The organism is Streptomyces sp. NPDC006743 (genome assembly GCF_040703815.1).
In the GTDB taxonomy this organism is placed as follows: Bacteria; Actinomycetota; Actinomycetes; order Streptomycetales; family Streptomycetaceae; genus Streptomyces.
The window spans coordinates 41725-64359 of record NZ_JBEYJA010000047.1; the positions used below are offsets into that span (position 1 = coordinate 41725).

The following is a 22635-nucleotide window of genomic DNA, read 5'->3' on the forward strand; positions in this document are numbered from 1 at the left end:
ATCGGTTACTGACCGTGACAGGCGATCCTTTCGTACTCACGGGCAGAGCGGGCGGCGCCAGCGATCGGCCCAGGAGCAGCGCCGCAGCACAGTCCGCGTCCTGGAAGGCCGTCCGGCGGTGAAGGCCCCGGCGTCGATCTCGTCGTCCGGGACGCAGGCCCGGACCTGACAGCCGGGCCGCTCGTCGGGCAGGCGGTCCGGGGGGAAGACCCCGATCGAAGTGATCTCGATCGGGGTGGACACGTCGCACGGGATCATCTGGTCCAGCGCGAGAACGGCGACGGTGCGCAAGGCCAGAACCGGCCTCCCTCGCGCTTGCAGCGCGGGTAGCCGACCCGACGGCCGGCGCGCTCGCCGGTGAGGGAGTCGAGCCGCTTCTTCCACCGCCGGTCGGCGTCGCTGAAAACGTGACGACCGACGGGACCCCCCTGTCGACGCTCCGCCGGCCGCGGCGGCGGAGCGTGCTCCAGTCCGGAACGGGGCCCGTGGCGGGCCTCCGGGATCGCCGCTCAGGCCCGCGGTACGGACCGGGGCGGCGATGCTTCAGCTGTTGTGCGTTCTGACGAGCTTCGTGGAGTCGTAGAGCCAGTTGGTACCGGGGGCGGTCCAGCCCGCGAGTCCGCCGTTGAACAGGGCGTCGGCCCGGGCGGTCCAGGTCCAGAACTTGACTCCGCCGTCGGACAGACGGTTCATCGCGACGAGATCGTCGCGTCCGTCACCGTTGTAGTCGCCGACGACGAGTTGCATCTGCGCCACGTTCAGGTTGCCGGCCGGGCTGGCGAGGGTGACCGTAGCGGATCCGAAGCGGTCCGTGCCGTTGACGTTCTCGGACTGTATGGTCGAGGTCTTGTCGCTGCCGTCGGCGTAGTCATACCAGACGAGGGCGTCGTCGCGGCCGTCGCCGTTGAAGTCACCGGCGAGCGGGGTGACGCGGTTCCAGTCGAGCGAGGCGCTCTGCCACCACGTTCCGGGAGTGTTGAAGCCGCCGTTGCCGGCGGCGGTGAAGACGTAGGTCTTCACCGAGTCGTCGCCCTGGCCGTAGAAGACGCTCAGGTCGTCGCGGCCGTCACCGTTGAAATCACCGGTGACGAACTTGGTACGGGTCCGCAGCCAGGTGCCGGACGGTGCGGACCAGGAGCTGGCGGGAGTGTTGAGTGTGCCGTCCGTCTTGGCGGTGAACGTCCACAACTTGGTGGTGCCGTCGGCGTAGGCGTACCAGACGGCGATGTCGTCGCGGCCGTCACCGTTGAAGTCGCCTGCCTGCGGGGTCATGTAGCTGATGTGGAAGGAGCCGGCCGGCGAACTGAAGGCGGTGAAGGGGGTGTCGAAACCGCCGTCGGGTCGCCCGAGCCACATCCAGATCTTCAGGCTGGTGTCGCTGTAGCCGTACAGCGCTGCGATGTCGCCGCGGCCATCGCCGTCGAAGTCGCCGGTGACGCGCTTCATGTACTTGGCGTCCCAAGCACCCGCGGGGGCGTTCCATGACTTCGTCGGGGCGCTGATGGAGCCGTCCTCGTTGCCGAAGAAGGTGTAGATGGCATCACTGCCCGCGGCGAAGTCGTACCAGGCGCCGAGATCGCTGCGTCCGTCGTTGTTGTAGTCATGGCGGATGGCGGTTCCGCTGCTCCACCGCGCTGTGCCGGAAGCGTCGAGGACGACCAGGTTGCCGCGGTCCTGCAGGACGACGCTGCCGCCGACGGCAGCGGTGTGGGCCTGCCAGAGGGTGGCTGTGTCTGCGGCGTTCCGGACGACGAAGTCTCCGTCGGCGTCGAGCAGGGCGGTGGCGCCGGCTTCGGTGGTGCCGGTGGACCACAGGACTCTGCCTGCCATGGAGGTGATGACCAGGTTGCCGTCGGTCCGCATGGTCAGCGCATTGGTGGCCGAGACCAACGAGTCGCCTGGGGTCAGACGGCGGCCGGACGTCAGATGGGTGCCGAGGCCGATGTTGTCCGTGCGGGCGGCTATGGCCCCGGTGCGGGTCTCCGTCTCGCCGAAACAGCCACCTTGCCAGGACCGGCTGCTGATACCGACCAATTCCGGTGTGCCGTCCGTCCGCTGACGCAGGATCGGCCCGCCGGTGTCTCCCTTGCAGATGGCGTCCCCGGCCGTCTTGCCGGAGATGCCGATGGTTTCATCGTCCACGGCATCCGCGTTGAACGATGCTGCGTGCAGTTTGCTCTGCACCCACTCACGGCTGGTCCGGCCGAAACCGGTGGTGGTGAGGGTGTCGCCGACCGTGACCGGGTCGGCAGCCATGGCCACCGGTGTGATGCCTTCGGATGGTTCGGCGAGGCGCGCCATGACCAGATCACGCCCGGGGCGTGGTACGAGTTCGACGATGTCACTGACGTGTCCGCCGGCAGCGGTGAGGTCCGTGCGGCCGACGGTCGCGGTGGTCTTCCACGCGGGCTTCCCCGCGGTGACCTGTTCGGTCGAGGGATCGGCCGCGAAGCAGCTTGCCGCGGTCAGGATCCACTGAGGATCCACCAATACGCCCGAGCAGGACCGCTCCGTGTCGCCGATGTCGAGTTTCGCCGTGAAGGCATAGGTGTCGTCGGTGACGGGGGCACCAGTGGCAGCCCGCGCCGGCGAAGGGCCGAGGAGCCCGGCCATGGCGACGGCGGCCGCCAACACCACCGTTCTGATTCTGGAACGTCTGACAGGCACGTAGAATTATCCTTGAGTGGGTTCGTTGCCCTCGGGAGAAGGCACAGCGGCCAACGGTGTGGGCACCCGCCAGGCAGGGCCGCTCCTGTGACGCTCAGAACGGGGTTTGTCGCAGCCGCCTGCAGGGTGATTTTGCGCTGGGGACACTTTAGACGTCGTCTCAGGCGGATGTTCGGCTGCGCCCACGACCGGCCCGCCTGGGATCCGTCAGCAAGTCGCTGCCCTGGCGGGGGCCTCAGTCGCCAGGGGCGACCGGCTCGGGGCCGGCGTCGAGCGCGTCGAGCACTGCGTCGCCGTGCGCCCTCGCCCATTCGGTCAGCGTATGGATCGGTTCGATCAGCGTCGCTCCGAGCGGGGTGAGTTCGTACTCGACGCGGGGCGGGACCTCGGCGTAGGCGTGGCGGCGGACGAGTCCGTGCGACTCCAGCCGTCGGAGCGTCTGGGTGAGCATCTTGCGGGAGATGCCGCCGATCAACTCGACCAGCTCGCCATGGCGCACCGGGCCCTTGCTGAGGCCGGCGAGCACGACCACCGTCCACTTGTCGGCGATGAGCTCGACCGCCAGACGCGCCGGGCAGTCGGCGAGAAAGAGATCACCGGGACCGAAACCGCTCATGGGCCAAAGGTACCCGTGCCAGAGGCACCTGCTGGTTCCTGTCGGAAACCTAGCCTGAGATCCCTCCCCCTTCCACAGCCAGGAGAGTCATGCGAGTCATCACCCAGCAGGCGCTCGGCGGTCCCGATGTGCTCACCGTCGTGGACGCGCCCGAGCCCCGGCCCCTCCCGACCGAGGTCCTCGTCCGCGTCAAGGCGATCGGGCTGAACCCGCTGGAGGCGCGCCTGCGCGCGGGCGAGTTCCCGCTGATCGGCCGGCCGCCGTTCATCCTCGGCTGGGACATCAGCGGCGTGGTCGAGAAGTCGCCGCAGACGTGGCGGTTCAGGCCCGGCGACGAGGTGTTCGGGATGCCGCTGTTCCCGCGGGCGGCGAGTGCGTACGCCGAGTTCGTGTCGGCGCCGGCGTTGCACCTGGCACGCAAGCCGGCGTCGCTCTCGCACGTCGAGGCGTCGGCGCTGCCGGTCGTCGGGCTGACGGCGTGGCAGGGACTCGTCGATCTCGGCGGCGTGAGCGAGGGCGACCGTGTCCTGGTCCACGGCGGTGGGGGCGGGGTCGGCCACGTCGCGATCCAGATCGCGAAGGCGCTCGGCGCGCACGTGATCGCGACCGCCAGCGGGAGTAAGCGGAAGTTCGTCGAGGGGTTCGGTGCCGACGAGGTGATCGACTACACGGCGGTCGACTTCGCCGAGGCGGTCCGCGACATCGACGTCGTGCTCGACACGATCGGCGGCGACACCGCCGAGCGGTCGCTCGAAGTGCTCCGCCCGGGCGGTCACCTGGTGACGGCGGTCGCCGAGGAGGATCTGGAACTCGTTGCCCAGTACGAGGCGGCCGGCATGCGCTTCAGCGGCATCGCGGTCGACCCCGATCCGGTTGCCCTGCGTGGTCTCGTCGAACTCGTCGAAGAGGGCAGGCTCCGGGTCCACGTGCAGGAGACGTTCCCCTTCGAGCGCGTCGCCGACGCGCACCGGCTGCTCGACGCCGGTCACCTCCGGGGCAAGCTCGTCCTCACTGTCTGATCCCGTCGTGGTGATACGCGTGGGCGCGGCCCCGCTAAGAGCTGCGAACAAAAGGGGAGTCCGATCAGCTCGCGGCGTCCGGTGCGTGCGATCGCAAGGCGCCGGAAGGTCCTTGTAGCGGAGCTACCAGGGCCTTCCGGCAACGCCGCGAGCGTGCGTGCCGGGCGTCGCGAGCCGGGCGCCCCTTTTGTTCGCAGCTCTTAGCCCCGTCACACCATCGGCACCTCGAAGTGCACGATCCCCTGCCCGCCGGCGGGATCCTGCCGCTCGTCGTGCACGACCTTGCCGAGGGACCGCCAGAACCCTTCCGCACCGGGCACGGCCGGATCGGTGTGCAGGTAGACGGAGCGGTAGCCGCCGTCGGCCGCCGCGAACGCGAGCAGTTCCCCGACGAGCCGCCGGGCCAGGCCGCGCCTGCGGTGCTCGGGACGGACGTAGACGCGGCGCAGTTGCGCGGTCTCCCCGGAGGGGTAGCGCTCGGCGAGATGGCGGGGGTTGGGCGGGTGCGCGGGACCGCGCGCGTCCAGGGCGGCGGTGCCGACGACGTCGCCCGCGACCCCGTCGACCGCGACCAGCAGCGTGTGCCGGGCCGGGGCCAGGTAGGCGGCGGCCGGGTCGATGATGTCGCCGTGCCAGCGGGGTACGTAGCCGGTGCCGAAGTCGCGGTACACGGTGTCGAGCATCACCGCGCGGGCGCCCTCCAGGTCACCGGGTTCCGCGGGTCGGATGCTGTAGTCACTCTCATGCACCTGCACATCATATGCATCAAGGTCCCAGCCGGGTCCGGACGGATGGAGGCCGGGCCCGGCGGGCGCCCGCGGCATGCCAAGATGATGTCCTGACAGTCACTCACCACGGTTCTCCCGGTGGCGGGTTGCGAGCCCAGGACGGAGCCAGGCAGCGATGACCTCCCCCAGCAGCGGCGGCGGCGCCCTCGCGCGCGAGATAGACACCAGCAAGCCCCACCCGGCCCGGATGTACGACTACTTCCTCGGCGGCAAGGACCACTACGAGGTCGACCAGCAGGCCGCCGAGCAGTTCATGAAGGCGGCCCCGGAGGTGCGGGAGGGGGTCCTCGCCAACCGGCGCTTCATGCACCGCGCCGTGCGGTACGTCGTCGGCGAGGGCGGCGTCCGGCAGATCCTCGACGTGGGCACGGGCCTGCCCACGGAACCGAACGTGCACCAGATCGCCCACGCCATCGCCCCCGACACCCGCATCGCCTACGTCGACAACGACCCGATCGTCAGCACGCACTCGATGGCCCTGCTGGAGGGCACCGGCACCTCCGTGGTCCTGGCCGACCTGCGGGACCCGCGCGCCGTCCTCGACCACCCCGAGGTGCGCCGGGTGATCGACTTCGGTGAACCGGTGGCGCTGCTCCTGGTCGCCGTCGTGCACTTCCTCGCCGACTCGGACGACCCCGACGGGGTCCTGGCCACCCTGCGCGACGCGCTGCCCGTCGGCTCCTACCTCGTCCTGACGCACGCCACGGGTGACGTCCACGAGGACCGGCGCGAGGACGCGGCGGCCGTCTACCGGCGCGCCACCGCCTCCCTGAACCTGCGCCCGCACGCCCGGGTGCTGGACTTCTTCGGCGACTTCACCCTGGTCGAGCCGGGCCTGGTGAAGGTCACCGACTGGCGTCCCGACGAAGCCCCGGAGGCCGGTGCGCCGCCGATCGGCATCTACGGCGCGGTGGCACGCAAGGACCGCTGACCCTCCCCACCGCCGCTGCCGGCATCTGGGCCGCCCCCTCCCGGTGCGGCGGGAGGGGGCGGTACGGGGACCAGCGGCATCAGCCGGTGACCCCCAGGGCGTCGAGCAGCATCGGCAAGGAGGCGTGCAACTCGCGTTGCCAGTAGGGCCAGCCGTGTGTCCCCGGACCGTAGAAGTGCGTGGTCAGCTGGTGCGCGCCCACACGCTTCAGCTCGGCGGCGAGGGCGTGGTTCTGGCGGTTGAAGTCGGCCTCCAGGTCGCTGGTGCGGCCCGGCGGGTCCAGGGGGCCGGTGGTGCCGTCCCCGCACGACAGGTACACGGGGAGCGCCCTGAGCCTCGCGGCGAGGTGGAACGGGTCGTGCGCCTGCCAGATGCGGCGCTGTGCGACCGGGTCGCCCCACACCCGCAGCGGATCGTCGCCCTGGCCGGCGAAGAACCCCATGATGCGCGTCACCGACTCGTCGTTCAGCAGCGGGTGGGCCGAGCCCGAGTAGGCGGCGACCGCCCTGAACATGCCCGGGTGCCGGGCGGCGTAGAGCAGCGCGCCCTGGCCTCCCATCGACAGGCCGGCCACCACACGGTCGCGGCCCGCGCCCCAGTCACGCTCCAGGAGCCGGCGCAGCTCCACGGTGTGGAACGTCTCCCAGGCCGGGTCGCCGCCCCGGCCGTCGTTCCACCAGTCGCTGTACCAGCCGTTCCAGCCGGCCTCGGGCATGACGACGAGCACGTGGCGCAGGCCGTCGATCCGCGCGACGTCGGTCATGGCCGTCCACGACGTGTAGTCCCCGCAGCAGCCGTGCAGGAGCCACAGGGTGGGCCAGTGGCGGTGGCGGTCGCCGGGGTCCCAGCCGTCGGGGGTGAGCAGCCGGACCTTGACCGTCCGGCCGCCCAGGGCCGCCGAGCGCACCGACAGGTCGACCTGGCGGTCGGCGACCTGAGTGAGGGCCACGACCTCGGCGCCGCGCGGGCCCGGCGGGCGGGGAGCGCCGGTGGCCACTGCCTGCCTGGCGGCCACAGCGCCCCCAGCGCCAGTGGCCGCCGCGGCAGGCGTCCCGGAGGCTCCGGGCGAGACGCCAGTGGCCGCCGCGGCACGCGTCCCGGGCGCTCCGGGCGGGGTGCCCGTGGCCGCCGCCAGGCCCGTCGGCGCGAGGACGAGCAGGACGCCGGCGAGGACGAGCAGGCCATGGGTTCGCAGGCGGACGCGCAGGCGGTTGGACAGAGGGGCGCGCAGGCGGTTGGACAGACGGGTGCGGGATCGGGTTCTCGGACGGGACTCGACGGGCCGGGGCGACTCGGTGGTGGGCACGGCGGCTCCTGCGGTGGGCTCGATGCTGCCTGAACGTTTCGACAGGGGCGGACGTCAGTTCCTGCGGGGCAGGATCATCAGGGCGTCTCCGACGGGACGTTCGCCGCCCGCGTCGGAGGGGTCGTTGATGACCTTGCCGCCGATCACCATGGTGGTCGAGCCGCCGCCGTCGAGGTTGACCGCGTCGCGCAGTCCGAGCGCCCGGGCGACGCCGGCGCTCTCGGCGATGCTGAGACCCAGTGAGGCGGTACTGCGGCCGTCGGCGGTGACGAGCACGGTACGGCCCGCGGCGTCCACCCCGGCCAGCGTGCGCGGGTTGCGCTTGTGCACCCAGCCGTAGTACCAGCTCGGGTCGCCGGGGTGCACCATGCCGTCGGTCGCGGGGGTGATGTGGATCCTGCCGTCGCGGACCAGTTCGGGCCCGGCGTTCACGATGTCGGTCCTGGGCGACGGCGCGACGCGGTGCCCCCGCTCGTCCCGCAGGGTCGTCGCGACGCGCAGGTGGCCGCCGACGCGGGCGAGGCCGCTCAGTTCGGCGACGCGCCGGCCGGTCGCCTGGACGGAGCTGCCGCCCGACGGCAGCGGTCCGCCACGCGGCGACCGCACCTCGACGACCCGGTGACGGGCGTCCAGGACGGCCTCCAGCCCCTCACCCGCCGGGGTGCTCGGCCCGAAGTCGGGTGTGAAGGCCACGAGTTCGTCGGGGTTGGTGCAGGTGACGTCGTGCAGCGGAGCGGAGGTCGGGAGGTCGCCCGGACTGCCGCCGCAGTTCCTGATCAGGCCGGGCACCCGGTTGATGCCGCTCAGCCGCAGCGAGGCGCTCCGGCCGGTGACGCTTCCCTGCCAGGTGAGCCGGGCGATCTGCGTCCGCCGGCCGTCGTCGTGCACCAGCAGACTGGGGCGCCCGCTCACCGGTTCGCTCAGCAGCCGTCCGTCGTAGACGCCCACGCCCGCCGGGTCGCCCGGGGCGCCCGCGGCCGGGTCCAGGACGAAGAAGCCGGCGTTCACCGCCGCGGTCGCGCCCGCCTCCTCCGACAGCCTGCTGGTCGTCTCGCGGCTCTCCAGGTCGGGGCCGTACGACGCCTGGAGGCTGCCGCCGAACCGCCACGGGTCGATGGTGAGCACGTCGATGTGCCAGGGGCCCCTGGCCGAGGAGTCGCCGTCCCAGCCGGTGTACACGGCCGATCCGGTGTACCCGGCGGCCCTCAGACGTGTCCGTTCGGCCGTCGCTGCGGACTGCGAGCCGAACGAACCGACGCGCACCCGCCACCCGAGGGTTCCTCCGGCGTAGTCCGCCGCCCCGGGTGTCCGCACTTCCTCCGCGCGGGCCCGGAAACCGTGCCGCACGAGGTCCGCGGCCAGATCCTGCGCGCTGGCCTCCTCCTTGAGGACGGCGGGCGGCGCGTCCGGGTCGGGCGAGCCGGCACCGCCGGGGATGGTCACCTCGACCGTCCAGGGCAGCGCCGGGGCGTCCTCGCCGCGCACGATGCGGGTGAGGGTGACGCCCGGCTGAAGGGTCGTCGTGGTACGGGTCTCGGTCAGGTCCGCGGGGCCCAGGGGCAGGACGTGCCCGCTCCGCTGCGTTCCCGGGGGCGCCGCCGCGGACGCCTGCGCCGGCGGGGCGCCGAACATGACGAGGACGCCGAGCACGGCACCCGCACCGCACACTCTCTTCTTCACTCTGCACCGCCTGGGGGAAGGGACGTCGAGGATGGGGCAGAAGTTCGTCGCAACGGCCCTTCCCCGGGACGGTCACGACCATGCGCGGCGCCGGGCGCGGGACGCCGGTCGCCGGTCGCCGGTCGCCGGTCGCCGGTGGTGGAACGCCGCCGTGTCACAGCGGCTCGGCTCGACGCGGCTCCGCTCGGCTCATCCACCCGACGCCCGGCGCCGGACGACAGATGCCGGGCGCCGGTCGCCGTGCCGTACCGGCGTGGCCTTCCGCCGGTACGGTCCCGCCGCCCCGCGCCCGCCGCACCAGCTGACCGGGAGGGGAGCAGGCCGGGCCCGGTGGGTGCGGCGGGCGGGGTGTCACCTCACGCCGTGTGCAGTGTCAGCCCGTACCGCCCGAGGATCTCGTTCACCGGCTGGAACCACGTCTCGCCGCCGGAGCTGCAGTTGCCCCACCCGCCGGACGTGACGCCCTGGGCCCGGTCGCCGCTGATGAACGAGCCGCCGGAGTCGCCGGGTTCGGCGCAGACGTTGGTCTTCGTCATCTGGTGGACGGCGCCCTCGCTGTAGTTGACCGTCTCGTTCTTGGCGAGGACGGTGCCGCAGTGCCAGTGCGAGGTCGAGCCCGAGCGGCAGATCGACGCGCCGATCGGGGCCTCGGCCGAGCCGCGGACCAGCTGGTCGGAGACGGTCCCCCAGCCGAGCACGACCGGTACGGTCCACCAGCCGCTGCCCACACTGACCCAGGCGTAGTCGTTGTCGGGGAACGAGGAGCCCTGGAAGGTGCCGACGTAGGAGTGGTCCCAGCCGCTGACGCCCATGCCGGGCCGGCCGCAGTGCCCGGCCGTGACGAAACCGCCGTACACCGAGAAGCCGATGGAGCAGCGGACGTTGCCCGTGTAGTACGGGTCGCCGCCCACGGTTCCGGCGGCCAGCGTGCGCGGGGCCTGGCGGGTCTCCTCCACGGTCACCGGGCCGGCGGCGCGGGCGCGGGTGAGGAACTTCCTGACATCGTTGTCGCTCTTGTGTGCGGCGACCACCGTGACGGTGACCGCCCCGGCGCGCGGGTCCACGTGCCAGCCGCTGACACCCTTCGGGGCGCGCAGCGCGTCCAACGCGGCCTTGACCGCGTTCAGTTGGCTCTCCGTGTGGCGGGTGTGCACGGTCCGGGCCCCGGTGGCCTCCACCGCCGTGCGGCGGGTGTCGTCGGTGAGGGCGACCACCAGGGCATCGCTCTTCGGGTCGAACCACGAGCCGCCGTACGCCGCTCCGGCGGCCTTGCGCGCGGCCTGTTCGACCGTGCGCGCCGAGGCCTCCGCGGCGAGGCGGGCCTTCGCCTGCCGTTCCGTCAGGTGCAGGTCGTGCCGGAGGGCGGAGACGAGGGCCGCGGACGCCGGGGCGCCGGCGGCGGAGGGGGCGGGAAGGGCGTGGGTGGGGGCGGGCGGGGTGGCGGCCGTCGCCCGGCCGCCGCTCAGGCCGGCGGCGGCGGTGGCCAGCAGGACCGCCCCGGTCAGGGCGGCGCGCAGAACTGTGGTGCGTCTCATGTGGGTTGCTGCCTCTCGTCGTTCCGGTCACGACGCGACCTCGTCCCCTCGTGACGGTGGGGGTGGAGCGGAAGGGCATGCGGAGTGAGAGCGCTCTCAAAGGGGTGCAGGGAAGAGGGTAGCCGGGGAGATAGATCAGGTCCATGCCAAGTTCCGGGAGCTGTGCGGAACTTCTCGGCGTACGATCCACGACGACCCCGCGCGCCGCGCCGCGCCCCGCCACCACACGCGACGCGCGCCGCCGGCAGACGGCGCGCGCGACGAGGACACCGCAGATGAACGATCCGTCCCCCTCCTTCGAGTACCTGCCCGGCTCACCCGACTCCCCCGTCGTGCTGCACGTCCCGCACTCCTCGCGGACCGTCCCGGCCGCCGTCCGGCAGGGCATCACCCTCGACGACGACGCCCTCGCCCGCGAACTGGACCACATCACCGACGCGCACACCGCCGGCATCGCGGCAGCCGCCGCCGAGCGCTGCGCCCTCACCCCGTGGCGTTTCGTGAACCGCCTCTCGCGACTGGTGACCGACCCCGAGCGCTTCCCCGACGAGCGCGAGGAGATGCTGGCCGTCGGCATGGGCGCCGTGTACACCCGCACCACGCACGGGGAGGAACTGCGCCCGGCCTCGTTCGACGCACGCCCCCTCGTGGAGCGGTACTTCCGGCCGTACGCCGCCGCCATGACCGAGGCGGTCGGCGAGCGGCTGGCGGCGGTGGGCCGGGCCGTGATCATCGACGTGCACTCGTACCCGGCCGAACGCCTCCCCTACGAGTTGCACGGCGACGGGCCGCGCCCCGCGGTCTGCCTCGGCAGCGACGGCTTCCACACCCCGGCGCGCCTCCTGGACCAGGCCGCGAAGGCCTTCGAAGGGTTCGGCGACCTGGGGGTCGACAGCCCGTTCCAGGGCGCCTACGTACCGCTGGAGTACTACGGGACCGACCGCCGGGTCGGCGCGCTGATGGTCGAGATCCGGCGGGACGGATACATGCGCGAGCCGGGCGGCCCGGCCGACGGCCCCGGGGTGCGGGCGCTCGCCGACGCGCTGGCCCGGCTCGTCGACGCGGTGAGTACGGTCTGAGGCCGCCTGGGCCGCCAGAGGGGAACAGGCCTTGCACCCCCGGCCGGCCACGTGCTCGGCCGGCGTCCTTGACCGTGCGTGCACGAGATCGATTCCTTCAGTGCCCGTCTCGCGCGCGTCGGCTTCATGCACCGCCGGTCGTGACGGAAGGTTACCGCTGGGGCCGACTTCAGATGCGATGCCCCCGGTTGGGAAGGGAGTGCTTCCATGATGGATGAGCCGATCCTGGTGCTCGCCGCGACGGGCGGACAGGGCGGGGCCGTGACCGACGCGCTGCTGAGCCGCGGGGCCCGGATCAGGGCCCTGGTCCGCGACCCCGGCCGGGAGTCCGCGCGGGCACTGGCCGGGCAGGGCGTCGACGTGGTGGCGGGCTCCCTGAGCGATCGCGATTCGCTCGCCGCGGCGATGAGGGGGGTGGCCGGTGTCTTCGCGTTCACCACGCCGTTCGAGGCCGGTGTCGATGCGGAGGTGGGTCAGGGGCGGGCGATCCTCTCCGCCGCCACGCGGGAACGCGTTCCGCACCTGGTGTTCAGCTCGGTCGCCGGGGCCGACCAGGACAGCGGGGTACCGCATTTCGAGAGCAAGGCCCGCATCGAGGCGGAACTGGCCGCGGGCGATGTCCCGTACACGATCCTCGGGCCGACGTACTTCTTCGACAACGCGCTCGGTGGAGCCCGGCGCATCCGCGACGGCGTCCTCGACCTGCCGCTGCCGCCCGACCGGCCGTTGCAGCAGCTCGCCCGCCCCGACCTCGGCGCGTTCGCCGCGAAGGTGCTGCTCGACCCTTCCCCGTACGTGGGGCAGCGCATCGAACTGGCCGGCGACGCACCCACACCCTCGCGGATGGCGGCCGCGCTCGGCGCCACGCTCGGACGAGAGGTCCGTCATGAGTACGTACCGCTTTCGGCCATCGACAACGCTGACATGCACGCCATGTGGACATTCCTGAACGGACCCGGCTATCGCGTCGACATCCCCGCCCTCCATGCGGCTCACCCGGACATCCACTGGACCGGCTTCGCCGACTGGGCACACCGCACCTTGGCGAGCGCCCGCTGACCCACGTCCTGGAAGCGGAGTTCCCGGACACCCTCTCGGGAACCGGGCGGTGCCCGCACACCGACACTCCGCTGACGGTGGTCGTCGGCCCTGCTCGCCCGACTGACCGACGAGGCCTCGGATCCCGGGCGGATTCCGGGCAACCGAATCCGCCGGAACGGTGGTCACAAGGGCGAGGGAGGGTGCTTGATGAAGGCCGAACAAGAGGCCCAGTTCCACGAGTTCGTCTCAGCACGGTGGTCCCGTCTGGTCCGGACCGCGTACCTGCTCACGGTGATGTGCACCACGCCGAAGATCTGACGCAGACGGCGCCGGCCAAGGCGTACCGCTCATGGCGGCATGTCTCGCGCAGCGACAGCCCGGAGGCGTACGTCCGGCGGATGCTGGTCAACTGCAACAGCGCCCGGTTCCGCAAGCGGCGGATGAGGGAGGCTCTCACCGCGGTGCCGCCGGAGGTGGCCGGGCACGACGAGGCCGTCTCGTGGGCCGACGAGCGCAGTGCCCTGCTCACGGCCCTGGCCGGACTGCCGCCGAAGCAGCGGGCGGTGATCGTCCTGCGGTACTGGGAGGACCTGTCCGAGGCCGAGGTCGCCGAGGTGCTCGGCTGCTCGCCCGGCACGGTCAACCACGTCTGCCTGCCGTCCGCACCCGTGGCACCGAGCAGCCGCCGCGCCTCCCCCGGCACATGCAGCTGCAGCGGGGCCTCGATCGAGACCAGGGGGCGGCCCTCCGCGTCGCAGAGCTGGATGACCGCTCCTTCGGCGGCAGATCGGACCTGGAGGTCGGGACCGCCGGCGAGGAGACCGGCCAGGGCGCCCCAGGCGTCCGGCATGCGCTCGGTCAGCGCGATCACGTCTTTGGTCACGCGGTGCCCCCGTGGCCCCCGTGGTCGGTCGGCGGTTCTTCGGCCAGTGCCGTCCGGATGAGTCTGGCCGCCTCGCCGCCGCGCACGAGCGTGCCACGGCCGGGCGGCCAGGGGCTCGCGTAGTCGCCGAGGAAGAACTGGCCTTCCTGTCGGTCGCCGGTCATGACCAGTGCGATGGGCTCGCCCCGCAAAGATGAGGCGCCGAGCGCACCCGCGCCCCATTCGACGGCAAGCCGTTCGCTGTTCGTCGTCCCGGAGCTCAGGAGTATCGGCGGACGGGCCTACTTCTGCTTGCATGACCGGAGTTCCTGAACTTCGTCGGCGAGGACCACGAGGCGCTCCTGCTCGACAGGCGGCACTGTGTAACCCGCAGTCTCAGCCTTTGCTCGAAATTCGTCCGGGGGTACGACATGGTGCCAGCGAGCGTAGAACCAGAGATCACCACGCCATCTCCACTCCCCGTCCGTCAACAGCGACCCGCCGCCTATGATGCTTGCTCCCGAGCCGAGGACGTCATCGACGACACCCATGGAGGCGAAGAGGATGTGCCCACCACGGAAATGAGAGGCGATCTCCTCTTCGTCCGACTGTGGCACGTCGGCCACGAACGAACGGATACTGTCAGTGGCCTCCGGACTTGACGACCACAGCTCACTGTAGAAACCGCGGACCATATGGAGAACTCAACATGGGTTAGGGGGTGAGAACTTCTACTCGCGCCCCGCGCTCGTTCAGCCAGACCTCAAGGTCCCGGCCGCTGACCTCTCGCACACCTTCCGCCCCGGCTACACGGGCAGGTCCGAAAACGGTGCCCGTCAGCCCGTCGACGATGCTGCGGTCGTCCAGGAACACCTTGAAGGAGGTCTCCCGAACCGTCGCATGGGACAGGTCTGCCCCGTACAACTTGGTCTCCAGCAGGGCCGCGCCCTCCAGCTTGCTCCCCCGCAGGCTTGCTCCGGAAGCGTCGGCTCCCCAGAGCTCTGCACTGCCCAGATCCGCGTCGTCCAGGTTCGCTCCGGCCAAGGAGGCTTCGTCGAGAACAGCCTTCACGAGGCTGGCGCCGGAGAGGTCGGCTTCGGCGAGGACAGCCCCCTCCAGATTGGCGCGATAGAGGTCACAGCCAGAGAGATTGGCTTTACGCAGGACCGTCTCCGTCAACAAGCCATTCGCAAGATCCGCTCCCGAGATATCAGCGCCGGTCAGGTCGAGCCCTGCCACGTCCAGCAGAGCGTCCTCCTGTGCTGCCCAGCCCTTCAGGACCGCCGCCGCATCCGGGTCGGCCGACAGCACTTTGACCTTATTCTCGACGTCACGGGTACCAGACAACGTGATCCTCCCAGCCTCTCTGCTCGATTATCGCTCGGACGTCGTCGATCGCTGCCTGGTTGGCGTTCCGCATGTCAAGGATGACCGTGCGCTTCCTGACGACAATCTGATCTTCCAGTTTAGCGACCCACCTGCCGTTGTTCGCCGGGTCGTAGGAACCCTTGAACGACTGCGACTTATCCCGGACATTGTTGAGCGGAGGCCAGTCGGAATGCACACCCTTGATGTCATAGAAGACACCGGTGCTCGGCGAGTACAGATCGCCCTGATTGGCCCCTGGCGGGCGCTGGATGTCCTGCGGAACCTTGCCTTTCTCACGGAGGTCGAGGGCGACGCGGGCCTCGTCCATTTCGGACGGCTTCACCTTGCCCATATGGTCCGGGTCCTGCTTGAGAACGTCGAAATCGTCGCGGTGTCGCTGCTGCCTCGGTGAGCGCCTGCCCGGCGGCCTGCGGTACGCGGCGGTGGGGATGGTGCACAAGGCGACCGGCGCAGCCGCACCCGGTGGGCGGGACATGGGCCCGTCGCCGTGCTGGTCACGCCGGAGCCCTCCGGTTGGGGGCTGGCCCGGGTGGAGGACTGGGAGGACGAGGCGTGTGCCTGGGTGCCGTACCCGGTGATGCTGCTGAAGCTGTCCATGCCGGCCGTCGAGACTTCCCATGGCGCCGGACGCGGACTGCGAGCGGCGGCTCGCCCGCTGCCGAGCCGCCCTCGACGCCGGAGCTGATCCCGCCGTCGCACCCAGTGGATCAACGAGGCTCAGCGAGCCAAAGACGCGGCGCAGAAGTTCGACGCGCACCCCGCCGTCACTCAGAAGATGCAATCAGCGCTCGATGCGCAACGGATCCGGCAGATTACTGAGCGTCTTGGGTCTTGGGGGATATTGCGCAGCGCATTCAGGCTGCCGCCGCTGAGGAGAGAAGGCCCCCTCTAGGAAGCCGTGGGCATCACCGTCGGCCACGAACACGCAACGAGGACCACGACCGTAAGGCCGAGGTCCTCGATCCCGTATCGTCAGAGCGAGTGTCCGAGGGGGGACTTGAACTCTCCACTCGGGCACCAGCCCATTATTGATCTGACCTGCGAAAACACGCCTCACTAGCCGCTTTGGAGGCCGTGGAGGTTGGTCATGCTCACCTGCTGTTTCTGCCCGTTCCTGGCCGCTGTTGGTCAGGCGTTGGTCACGTGTCCAACCCGTTCACGGACGATCCTCACTCAGTCCAACGATGCCAATGCACCAGCTATCAGGGAACGCGCCGCAGCTCCCCGTGCGGCCCCTTGCGCAAGCCGCTCGAAGGCTCGGGCGTACAGTTCGACCTGGCTGGGCTGTGTGAGGGTGGAAGCAGCATCCAGCGTGTCCGCGTGCACCCTGGTGTCGTCGAAGATCGTGAAGGTCGGCATGGGCCACACAGTCCGTTGCTCGGAGAACGGCACGATGCCTACGGCGACGTTTTGAAGATCCATGACGCCGAGCAGGTGGCCAAGTTGTGCCGCCATGGTCTCGGCGCTGCACAGCCGGTACCGCAACACCCCCTCTTCCAGGACGAATGAGAATCGCCGGGCGCCGTTGCTTAGGACCTGGTTACGCCTCATGCGGGCTGCGACCGCATCACTCACGTCGTCCGGCGTCCCCCTGAAGGCTGCGATGGAGGACAAGAGGGCAGTGGCGTAGCCGGGAGTCTGAAGGAACCCAGGGATCACGTCAGAAACGTAGACACGGAACGTCTTTGTTTGTTGGTAGAGATCGCCTGTCGACTCTTGCAGGCGACGGAGACCACTCCGCTGGAGTCGCTTCCACTGCACATGAGCATCGGCGGACTGCCTGTTGGCAGCGATCAAGTCGGGGACCTGATCATCAGCGGAACAAGCCCGGCACCAGGCTTTGATGTCCGAGTCAGAGGGAGGCGTCTTGGCGTTCTCGATCCTGGACGACTTCGACTCTGACCAACCACACCTGACGGCCAGCTCCCGCCCGCTGATCCCGGCATCCTTCCGAATCTCACGGAGGCGGCCGGCGAGGTGTTCGCGGGCCTTCTGGACGCTTGAGGAGGGATGCGGGGGCATGGAGCTGGCTTTCGTCAGATCTTGTACAGGTGGTGCGGGGTCGCTCGCTCCCAGACTGCTTCGAAGGCAGTGGAGCACAGCTTCACGGTCTCCGGGTCAGCCGTGATTTCGTCCTCGACCACCACGCCGTCACCAGAGAAGTGGTGCACCCGGAGCAGCGCGCCGTCGAACAGCCAGAAGTCATTCCCCGGCAGGGGGATGTCGGTGGCCTGTCGCCGAGGCAGCCACCGAACCTCCTCGCCCGCCGTGATGTTGGCGTGGGTGACGTAGTGCTCCCAGCGGATGTACTCCGATACGGGCTCGGAGACGATCCGAGCCCGGCGGACGGATACACCCCGGGCCACCGTATCTGCGATCAACTGGTCATAGGGATGCCACCACGACTCGCGGTCCTCCCAGTTGATTCGCTCACCCCGCTTCCACGCCTCGAACCGGTCCGTCGGGGCGTAACAGTCGCGCAGCTCCAGATGGACGGCAGACCGGTCACACTGCCCAAGCAGCTCAGCGAAGCTGGGCACGCTCGACGGCATCACACGCCTCCCTGATCATCGGGATCATCCGGGCCGGAATCCTGACGATCGCTTCACTGTCAGGCACCGGCCCGTTCGCGGGGCTGCTTGCCTCGCACTCCGCCTGAGTCTCGGTGCTTGGCTTCCACCCCTGCAACAAGATCTCCTGAGCTTCCGCGTCCGCCCACACGGTGGGGCAGTGGTCCCGGTCTGTGTCGGGGTCGATCCCAACGAACTCTACGGCCATATCTAGCTCCCTCGACTCGGTGCTTGCTCGGGCTTGCATCAGCTTCGTTGAACTGCGGATACGCCGTCAATACGGCCGCCAGACAGCCAAATTGGCGTGCAAGCTCATGCAAGTTCGTAGAGCCCCGGGGGCGTCGCCTCCTAGCGTCCTTGCATCGCGCCAGATGAGCCGGGGAGGAAGCATTGTCACAGAAGCCGCAGGGCTACCACCTGGCCGAGCTACCGGCCGAGCCCTCCGCCGTGCCTGGCTGCTCGGACTGTCTGTCCCTCTCGGTCAGCAGAGAGAACGCCCGCTCCAGGAGCGACTACAGCGCCGTATCTGACGCGAACGTGGAGCTGCGTCAGCACCAGGAAAGGGCGCACTGATCATGAGCGGGAAGACCTACGCCCAGCTCGTGTCGGAGCGCCCCTTGATGACGCTTCGGGTATCGCATGACTCGGGTCAGACCTGGGGTTCCGAGCAGGCCGTATTTGCTACCGATGACCTCCCGCCTCTGATGACGAACGCGTGGCCTCCCTGCGAGTGCTGGCGCTGTACCGGCTCCGGCCAGCGCTCCAGGACCTGAAGAAGCGTGCTCCATGCCCTTGAACTCCCGCCCGACGTGGGCGGCGGCGGTCAGCCACGACCGCGATTAGTTGAGCAGGAAGGTGCAGTGATGCAGAACGGAACCGACCTGTACGCGCTCGACATCAGCGGGGCCTCATTCGTCCAGGCGTGCGGCGGCCCCTGCACGGAGGGGTGCGTGACCCTGGCCCAGATCGGCGACGGTCTCTGGGCGCTCGGTGACAGCAAGCGGCCGAGTGCGGAGCCGCTGCGGTTCACCACGGAGGAGCTGAGCGCGGCCGGTATCGACCCGGCGCGCTTCGGCCTGAACGTCTGATCCTCCCCCCTCCTGCCAGTCGGGCCGGTCCATCCCCGTCCCTGGGTCCGGCCCGGCTGGCACCACTCGAACGGGAACGACTGGTGCACCACCACGGCTACCTATGGACCGGACCGAAAGAGCGCTTCGACAATGAGGCTCTAAGGCGTCCCCCACATCCTCAGCCTCCACCGGCTCCAGTGTCCGAAGAGGACGTGAAGGCAGAGCAGCTACTCAAGCGCTACCGGGAAGTGGTGGCCGAGTTCCCGACATCCGATCTGCCGCCGATCGAAACGGCGTACTGGCTCATCAAGCCCCGTTCCCTAGTTCGTGGTACCTGGGACGAGCCCAAGGAAGCGGCAGCATGGATCGGCGAACGGCTGACCGAGTACGCGCCCCGGTTCGCATCGGAGAGGGACCGAGACACCACGCGCCTGGCCCGACTGGTGAGCGTTACTGCTGAGCAACTGCACGCGGGGACGGATGTGTCCTACGGCTTCTATCTGGAGCGCCCCTCGTATCTATCCCTGGCAGTGGTGACGTGCTCCCCGAATCGCTCGAACCCCGAACTGGCCTGCCCAGTCGCATAGTTGAAGTAACAAAGAAGCCCCGGCCAAAAATGGCCGGGGCTTTCATCGGTTCGTTAGAGCAGCGCGAGGAACGGATTTGTGTACCCGAGCGGTTCCGACCGCTTCGGTTCGGGCGCAGGCTTCGGAGCCTGCTCGGGGTCGGGGCGGTAAGCGTCCAGGCTCACGACCGTTGCGCGGTTCTCACGCTCCGGCTCGGCCGGCATCGGCTCCGCAACCGTTTCTGTCGACGCTCCGTTTTCAGAACTGTCGCCGCGGACCGTGAAAACGGTGGCCGGCCGACCACTCTTCCCCGACCGCTCCACAGTCACGACGATTCCGGGCAGTTGCTTGACCTCTGCTGCGGTCGCGCCCACGTAGGGCAGCACCTGGGAGGAAGTGGCACGCCCCCCGTGCATCTCGATTCGGGCCCGCACCTTGTCCTCAAGACTGAGCGGCTGCCGCTTCACCTTCGGGGAGGTCGCTCCCTTGGTGATCCGTACGGCGTCCTGCACCGACCGGCGAACCAAGCTGAATGCGGCCGACAGCATCTCTTCCGTGATCGCCTCCGAGCACTCGGACGCTGCCAGGCAGGCCGCAACCCTGAGCGTCTGTTCTGCCGTTCGCTCGATGAACACTGCCTGCCCTTCGGGCAGGGTCTCACCCAGGATGCGGGCGTATCGGCGAACCACCCGCCACAGCGGCCGGGCGTCTTCTGCAAGCGTGATCACGCGGGGCCGGGCAGTGGCCCAACCGTAGGCGTCGGACAGCTCCCGCCCATCCACGTCAGGCAGGCTCACTCGGTCGTCATCCAGCAGGGGGACTGACCCCAGCAGGAAGGGAAGGATGCGGTTATACGAGCCTCCGGCCGCTTCCGACTCGCCTACGTACTTTGCCCAGTCAGAGGGCGTGACGTGACAGTGCAGAACCATGGCGGGCTCGCGAACTTCCTGCGCCTCATCCTTGGTCGTGTTCCGCAGTGTCGCCCCATCCCACGCGGTCCGCAGCTTGGTCGTAAAGGATGCATCCCGCTTCACCCTGCGGAGCACTTCCGACCACTCTTCTTCGACCACCGCAGTCCGCACGTCCCGCCCGTGCTCAGTCTCGGCCGTCGCTTCCTGCTGCTCCCACAGGTGGTTCACCAGACTCGCCCCGGACGTAATGCCGGACGTGGTGTGCGTGGCCAGGAAGCGGCCCAGAGCCTTGTCCAGGACGTGATGAGCGGCCCGGAGCGCGGTCCCCTTACCGCGCCCAGTACCAGCCACCAGAGCCGACCACAGCAGTACCGGCCGGGGGCCACGGGAAGACACCTTGACCGTGCCACCGATCGCGGCACTCCACATCGACAGGGCGGCCACATACACCCCCAACGGGTCCGCCTCAACGAACGGGGTGATCCTGCGAACCGCGCGACCGATGGGACCGTACAGAACGGGGGTGCTCATGCTGCCTCTATCTCGAACAGGGTTGGTTGGGTGGCCATTGGCCGGGGAGGCCGGGTGCACTCGACGCCCGGCGCAGCGGGGGCGGCAGTCAGGCCGCTGCCGCTTTTCCCTCGGATGCGTCCCGATGGGTCAGCTCGTAGGCGTGACGGACATGCATGGGGATGCGTCCCTTCGTGGGCACGGCGTAGCCGTTCTCTCGTGCCCATGCCCGGACGGCACGATTGCGTTCACGCTCGCTCATCCCCGAGCGGTCGACCTTGGCAGGCTCCGGAAGCGGGTCGCCGCCGACCAACTCACCCGATCGAACAGCGGACTTGAAGCGTCCCACTTCCCGCACGTCCATCACAGGGATGGCACGCTCGGAAGCATCCCGCAGCTTGGTCGCGTTCCGGTCGCCACCCTCACCCAGGATCAGCAGGACCGTGCTGTCATCGGCACGGCCGACCACCTCATAGCCCAGGTTGCGCACCGCTTCCCGCGCGTCTTCCCAGTCATATCCCGGAACCTCACCAGCGATCATCACGGACGGCATCGGCTCAGGGTCGGGGTCCGCTACGGGCACCGCTTCCGGCTCCGGCTCCGGCTCCGGCTCCGGCTCCGGGGCAACCTCAACGACCGGCACTGACTCAGGCTCAGTCTGTACGGCCTCTCGCTCAGACGGCGCGCCCAAAGCGTCACAGAGGTACCTGCCGAACGAAACATCGTGTTCAAGGCACAGGTGCCAGGTGTCCTTACCCAAGGTCAGGGATGAAGTGGCCTCAACCTCGGAACCGTCACGCGCAATGTGCGCATCGCAAAAGATGTACTCAACCGGCACAAGCACCGTCTTACGCATAGCGCTGCATTCCTTCGTTAGTACGGAAGTCTGAGTGAGGGTCCGGAGCGTTGCTCTACGGCTTCCCCGCTTGACCACCATTCTTCCGTACCCCTATCACGAAACGATAACTAACGAATAACTGACGCATTACTCAAATGTTTATGAATACCGGGGGTAATGCCTATTTAGATAAAGAGAGGACCCACCGGGGGTGCTGTTCTCGAACCGTGTTTGTCAATCAAAATATGTCATCATGGAGCAGATAGATTGTCGATTGCTCGCGTTGGTAAGATGTGCACCCCCAAGGGGAGGAGCCCACACCCATGATTGATCCGTCCACAACCGCCAACGAAAAGAAGTGCGCCGACTGCGGAACCTCTTTGCCGCCCGACAGTAAGCGCACCGAGTGCCGACACTGCGAGAAGTGCATGGACTGGGCCTGCATGCGGGACCACGGGCGGCGCAGTGGTCAGCAGCAGGACTGACGTCGGCTAAGACGACCGCCGACACTGGGCACACCGGTCCGGATCGTGACTCACATCGTCAGCCCAGGGCCTTGTCTCCTGCGTAAGGAGCCAACCCACATGGCCGGCGAACTCTTGGAGGCAGTCAGAACATTGGCGGTCGACCCAAGGGCACTCCACGCCGGTCCGGTGAAGCCCGTCGTACACGGCTGCCCCCGCCTTGGCCGCTCGCCGCCCGCTCACTGCGCGTCTCCCTGGAAAGCCCATCCGAGCCGCTTCATTCCCTCTGCGGTCAGCCCCAATGCCCCCGCAAGGTGTCGGTATTCCATCTGATGCGTGCTGGTTGCTGTGCCGTCCAGGATCTTCCCGAAGTAGGTGAGCATCACAGCCACTGTCGGTATAAATGACTCGTCCCACATAGCGGCCTGTGGGCTGCTCCACCATTGCCGCCACTGCTCACGCTCCGCCTCCGTCCACTCCCGGCCAGATGGCATGTCGGGCACCGGTAGGCCGTGATCCCAGGGCAGTTCGAGCAGTCCCTTGTATCGGCTGTGCGGAGAGTTCGGGTTACGCATCTTCGGCATGGCACCTCCAGTTTTCGTTACGCGCGGTCGACGGCCGGCTCAGGCTTCTGATCGACGGACAGTGAGAAGGACGGGCCCCCACTGGTCGGCAGGGGCCCGAACTAATCAAGGGGTTACTGAGGTTGAACTCGTGGTGTCGTAGGGGCTGACGGGCGCCAGTCCTCTGCGATATCACCGGGGCATGCGGTATCCACAAGGGGGCGGTCTGA

General features: G+C 69.2%; 23 protein-coding genes and 4 pseudogenes. 9 read left to right on the forward strand and 18 right to left on the reverse strand.

Annotated elements, in window-relative coordinates; translation table 11 throughout:
• Positions 1-117: 117 nt before the first annotated feature.
• The 3 genes and pseudogenes from ABZ719_RS29335 to ABZ719_RS29345 form a co-directional block, all read right to left on the reverse strand.
• Positions 118-291: pseudogene (locus tag ABZ719_RS29335) on the reverse strand (AraC family transcriptional regulator); the annotation flags it as partial.
• A 252-nt stretch (positions 292-543) separates the two neighbouring features.
• Positions 544-2637 carry an FG-GAP-like repeat-containing protein gene (locus tag ABZ719_RS29340; RefSeq protein ID WP_366728186.1) on the reverse strand — a complete coding sequence of 698 codons (2094 nt, stop codon included), beginning with the start codon at positions 2635-2637 and terminating at the stop codon, positions 544-546.
• 265 nt (positions 2638-2902) lie between these two features.
• A complete protein-coding gene (locus ABZ719_RS29345) occupies positions 2903-3283 on the reverse strand; it encodes a helix-turn-helix domain-containing protein (RefSeq protein ID WP_366728187.1) in 381 nt (126 codons plus the stop codon).
• 89 nt (positions 3284-3372) lie between these two features.
• Here ABZ719_RS29345 and ABZ719_RS29350 point away from each other — a divergent pair, with 89 nt between their 5' ends.
• Positions 3373-4302, forward strand: coding sequence for an NADP-dependent oxidoreductase (locus ABZ719_RS29350; RefSeq protein ID WP_366728188.1), 930 nt, complete (start codon positions 3373-3375; stop codon positions 4300-4302).
• Between the two features lie 209 nt (positions 4303-4511).
• On the opposite strand, the gene ABZ719_RS29355 is transcribed toward ABZ719_RS29350, so the two are convergent.
• Positions 4512-5051 (reverse strand): GNAT family N-acetyltransferase, encoded by a 540-nt coding sequence (locus tag ABZ719_RS29355; protein WP_366728189.1) that lies wholly within the window; start codon positions 5049-5051, stop codon positions 4512-4514.
• A gap of 154 nt (positions 5052-5205) precedes the next feature.
• Between ABZ719_RS29355 and ABZ719_RS29360 the strand changes: the two genes are divergently transcribed.
• The gene (locus tag ABZ719_RS29360) at positions 5206-6021 is read left to right on the forward strand and encodes an SAM-dependent methyltransferase (RefSeq protein WP_366728190.1); all 816 of its coding nucleotides are present in this window, start codon (positions 5206-5208) and stop codon (positions 6019-6021) included.
• 79 nt (positions 6022-6100) lie between these two features.
• Here ABZ719_RS29360 and ABZ719_RS29365 read toward each other — a convergent pair whose 3' ends face one another.
• From ABZ719_RS29365 to ABZ719_RS29375, 3 genes are all read right to left on the reverse strand, one after another.
• Positions 6101-7036 carry an alpha/beta hydrolase family protein gene (locus ABZ719_RS29365; RefSeq protein WP_366728205.1) on the reverse strand — a complete coding sequence of 312 codons (936 nt, stop codon included), beginning with the start codon at positions 7034-7036 and terminating at the stop codon, positions 6101-6103.
• Positions 7037-7381: 345 nt separating this feature from the next.
• Positions 7382-8959, reverse strand: a complete 1578-nt coding sequence (locus tag ABZ719_RS29370) for a phosphodiester glycosidase family protein (protein WP_366728206.1) — start codon at positions 8957-8959, stop codon at positions 7382-7384.
• Positions 8960-9363: 404 nt separating this feature from the next.
• A complete protein-coding gene (locus ABZ719_RS29375) occupies positions 9364-10542 on the reverse strand; it encodes a S1 family peptidase (protein WP_366728191.1) in 1179 nt (392 codons plus the stop codon).
• A gap of 275 nt (positions 10543-10817) precedes the next feature.
• Between ABZ719_RS29375 and ABZ719_RS29380 the strand changes: the two genes are divergently transcribed.
• The 3 genes and pseudogenes from ABZ719_RS29380 to ABZ719_RS29390 all read left to right on the forward strand — a co-directional run.
• Complete coding sequence (locus ABZ719_RS29380) at positions 10818-11621, forward strand: N-formylglutamate amidohydrolase (protein WP_366728192.1); 804 nt, start codon at positions 10818-10820, stop codon at positions 11619-11621.
• A gap of 207 nt (positions 11622-11828) precedes the next feature.
• Positions 11829-12680 (forward strand): NmrA/HSCARG family protein, encoded by an 852-nt coding sequence (locus tag ABZ719_RS29385; protein ID WP_366728193.1) that lies wholly within the window; start codon positions 11829-11831, stop codon positions 12678-12680.
• A 189-nt stretch (positions 12681-12869) separates the two neighbouring features.
• Positions 12870-13303, forward strand: a pseudogene (locus ABZ719_RS29390) (SigE family RNA polymerase sigma factor); the annotation flags it as partial.
• Positions 13304-13329: 26 nt separating this feature from the next.
• On the opposite strand, the pseudogene ABZ719_RS29395 reads toward ABZ719_RS29390, so the two are convergent.
• From ABZ719_RS29395 to ABZ719_RS29415, 5 genes and pseudogenes are all read right to left on the reverse strand, one after another.
• Positions 13330-13545 (reverse strand): annotated as a pseudogene (locus ABZ719_RS29395) (hypothetical protein); the annotation flags it as partial.
• Positions 13542-13709: a hypothetical protein gene (locus tag ABZ719_RS29400; protein ID WP_366728194.1), complete on the reverse strand. Its 168-nt coding sequence runs from the start codon at positions 13707-13709 to the stop codon at positions 13542-13544. The pseudogene ABZ719_RS29395 and the gene ABZ719_RS29400, both read right to left, overlap by 4 nt.
• A 117-nt stretch (positions 13710-13826) precedes the next feature.
• Positions 13827-14150 (reverse strand): hypothetical protein, encoded by a 324-nt coding sequence (locus tag ABZ719_RS29405; RefSeq protein WP_366728195.1) that lies wholly within the window; start codon positions 14148-14150, stop codon positions 13827-13829.
• An 88-nt stretch (positions 14151-14238) separates the two neighbouring features.
• The gene (locus tag ABZ719_RS29410; RefSeq protein WP_366728196.1) at positions 14239-14871 is read right to left on the reverse strand and encodes a pentapeptide repeat-containing protein; all 633 of its coding nucleotides are present in this window, start codon (positions 14869-14871) and stop codon (positions 14239-14241) included.
• Positions 14855-15244 (reverse strand): hypothetical protein, encoded by a 390-nt coding sequence (locus ABZ719_RS29415; protein ID WP_366728197.1) that lies wholly within the window; start codon positions 15242-15244, stop codon positions 14855-14857. Before ABZ719_RS29415 ends, ABZ719_RS29410 begins: the two co-directional genes overlap by 17 nt.
• A 126-nt stretch (positions 15245-15370) precedes the next feature.
• On the opposite strand from ABZ719_RS29415, the pseudogene ABZ719_RS29420 reads away from it, so the two are divergent.
• Positions 15371-15598, forward strand: a pseudogene (locus ABZ719_RS29420) (RNaseH domain-containing protein); the annotation flags it as partial.
• A gap of 488 nt (positions 15599-16086) precedes the next feature.
• Here the strand turns inward: ABZ719_RS29420 and ABZ719_RS29425 are convergent.
• The 3 genes from ABZ719_RS29425 to ABZ719_RS29435 are packed head-to-tail and all read right to left on the reverse strand — an operon-like array spanning position 16087 to position 17691.
• Entirely contained in the window at positions 16087-16935 is an 849-nt protein-coding gene (locus ABZ719_RS29425; protein ID WP_366728198.1) for a helix-turn-helix transcriptional regulator, read from the reverse strand.
• A gap of 14 nt (positions 16936-16949) precedes the next feature.
• Positions 16950-17465, reverse strand: a complete 516-nt coding sequence (locus ABZ719_RS29430) for a DUF6879 family protein (protein ID WP_360532913.1) — start codon at positions 17463-17465, stop codon at positions 16950-16952.
• Complete coding sequence (locus ABZ719_RS29435) at positions 17437-17691, reverse strand: hypothetical protein (RefSeq protein ID WP_214976501.1); 255 nt, start codon at positions 17689-17691, stop codon at positions 17437-17439. The genes ABZ719_RS29430 and ABZ719_RS29435 overlap by 29 nt, the downstream gene beginning before the upstream one ends.
• Positions 17692-17873: 182 nt before the next feature.
• On the opposite strand from ABZ719_RS29435, the gene ABZ719_RS29440 reads away from it, so the two are divergent.
• From ABZ719_RS29440 to ABZ719_RS29450, 3 genes are all read left to right on the forward strand, one after another.
• Positions 17874-18056, forward strand: coding sequence for a hypothetical protein (locus tag ABZ719_RS29440; protein ID WP_365353746.1), 183 nt, complete (start codon positions 17874-17876; stop codon positions 18054-18056).
• 290 nt (positions 18057-18346) lie between these two features.
• On the forward strand, positions 18347-18571 hold the full coding sequence (locus tag ABZ719_RS29445; protein ID WP_360532916.1) for a DUF397 domain-containing protein: 225 nt from the start codon (positions 18347-18349) through the stop codon (positions 18569-18571).
• A gap of 83 nt (positions 18572-18654) precedes the next feature.
• Positions 18655-19140: a hypothetical protein gene (locus ABZ719_RS29450; protein ID WP_366728199.1), complete on the forward strand. Its 486-nt coding sequence runs from the start codon at positions 18655-18657 to the stop codon at positions 19138-19140.
• 53 nt (positions 19141-19193) lie between these two features.
• Here ABZ719_RS29450 and ABZ719_RS29455 read toward each other — a convergent pair whose 3' ends face one another.
• From ABZ719_RS29455 to ABZ719_RS29465, 3 genes are all read right to left on the reverse strand, one after another.
• Entirely contained in the window at positions 19194-20561 is a 1368-nt protein-coding gene (locus tag ABZ719_RS29455) for a DUF3987 domain-containing protein (protein ID WP_366728200.1), read from the reverse strand.
• Between the two features lie 88 nt (positions 20562-20649).
• On the reverse strand, positions 20650-21396 hold the full coding sequence (locus ABZ719_RS29460) for a histone-like nucleoid-structuring protein Lsr2 (protein ID WP_366728201.1): 747 nt from the start codon (positions 21394-21396) through the stop codon (positions 20650-20652).
• Between the two features lie 685 nt (positions 21397-22081).
• A complete protein-coding gene (locus ABZ719_RS29465) occupies positions 22082-22426 on the reverse strand; it encodes a hypothetical protein (RefSeq protein WP_360530244.1) in 345 nt (114 codons plus the stop codon).
• Positions 22427-22635 lie beyond the last annotated feature (209 nt).

Coding starts and splice junctions, on each gene's coding strand:
- ABZ719_RS29345 (WP_366728187.1), bottom strand. CDS start 3,283: ATGAGCGGTTTCGGTCCCGGTGATCTCTTTCTCGCCGACTGCCCGGCG.
- ABZ719_RS29350 (WP_366728188.1), top strand. CDS start 3,373: ATGCGAGTCATCACCCAGCAGGCGCTCGGCGGTCCCGATGTGCTCACC.
- ABZ719_RS29360 (WP_366728190.1), top strand. CDS start 5,206: ATGACCTCCCCCAGCAGCGGCGGCGGCGCCCTCGCGCGCGAGATAGAC.
- ABZ719_RS29370 (WP_366728206.1), bottom strand. CDS start 8,959: ATGTTCGGCGCCCCGCCGGCGCAGGCGTCCGCGGCGGCGCCCCCGGGA.
- ABZ719_RS29375 (WP_366728191.1), bottom strand. CDS start 10,542: ATGAGACGCACCACAGTTCTGCGCGCCGCCCTGACCGGGGCGGTCCTG.
- ABZ719_RS29380 (WP_366728192.1), top strand. CDS start 10,818: ATGAACGATCCGTCCCCCTCCTTCGAGTACCTGCCCGGCTCACCCGAC.
- ABZ719_RS29385 (WP_366728193.1), top strand. CDS start 11,829: ATGATGGATGAGCCGATCCTGGTGCTCGCCGCGACGGGCGGACAGGGC.
- ABZ719_RS29400 (WP_366728194.1), bottom strand. CDS start 13,709: ATGACCGGCGACCGACAGGAAGGCCAGTTCTTCCTCGGCGACTACGCG.
- ABZ719_RS29415 (WP_366728197.1), bottom strand. CDS start 15,244: ATGGGCAAGGTGAAGCCGTCCGAAATGGACGAGGCCCGCGTCGCCCTC.
- ABZ719_RS29425 (WP_366728198.1), bottom strand. CDS start 16,935: ATGCCCCCGCATCCCTCCTCAAGCGTCCAGAAGGCCCGCGAACACCTC.
- ABZ719_RS29430 (WP_360532913.1), bottom strand. CDS start 17,465: ATGCCGTCGAGCGTGCCCAGCTTCGCTGAGCTGCTTGGGCAGTGTGAC.
- ABZ719_RS29435 (WP_214976501.1), bottom strand. CDS start 17,691: ATGGCCGTAGAGTTCGTTGGGATCGACCCCGACACAGACCGGGACCAC.
- ABZ719_RS29445 (WP_360532916.1), top strand. CDS start 18,347: ATGCAGAACGGAACCGACCTGTACGCGCTCGACATCAGCGGGGCCTCA.
- ABZ719_RS29455 (WP_366728200.1), bottom strand. CDS start 20,561: ATGAGCACCCCCGTTCTGTACGGTCCCATCGGTCGCGCGGTTCGCAGG.
- ABZ719_RS29460 (WP_366728201.1), bottom strand. CDS start 21,396: ATGCGTAAGACGGTGCTTGTGCCGGTTGAGTACATCTTTTGCGATGCG.
- ABZ719_RS29465 (WP_360530244.1), bottom strand. CDS start 22,426: ATGCCGAAGATGCGTAACCCGAACTCTCCGCACAGCCGATACAAGGGA.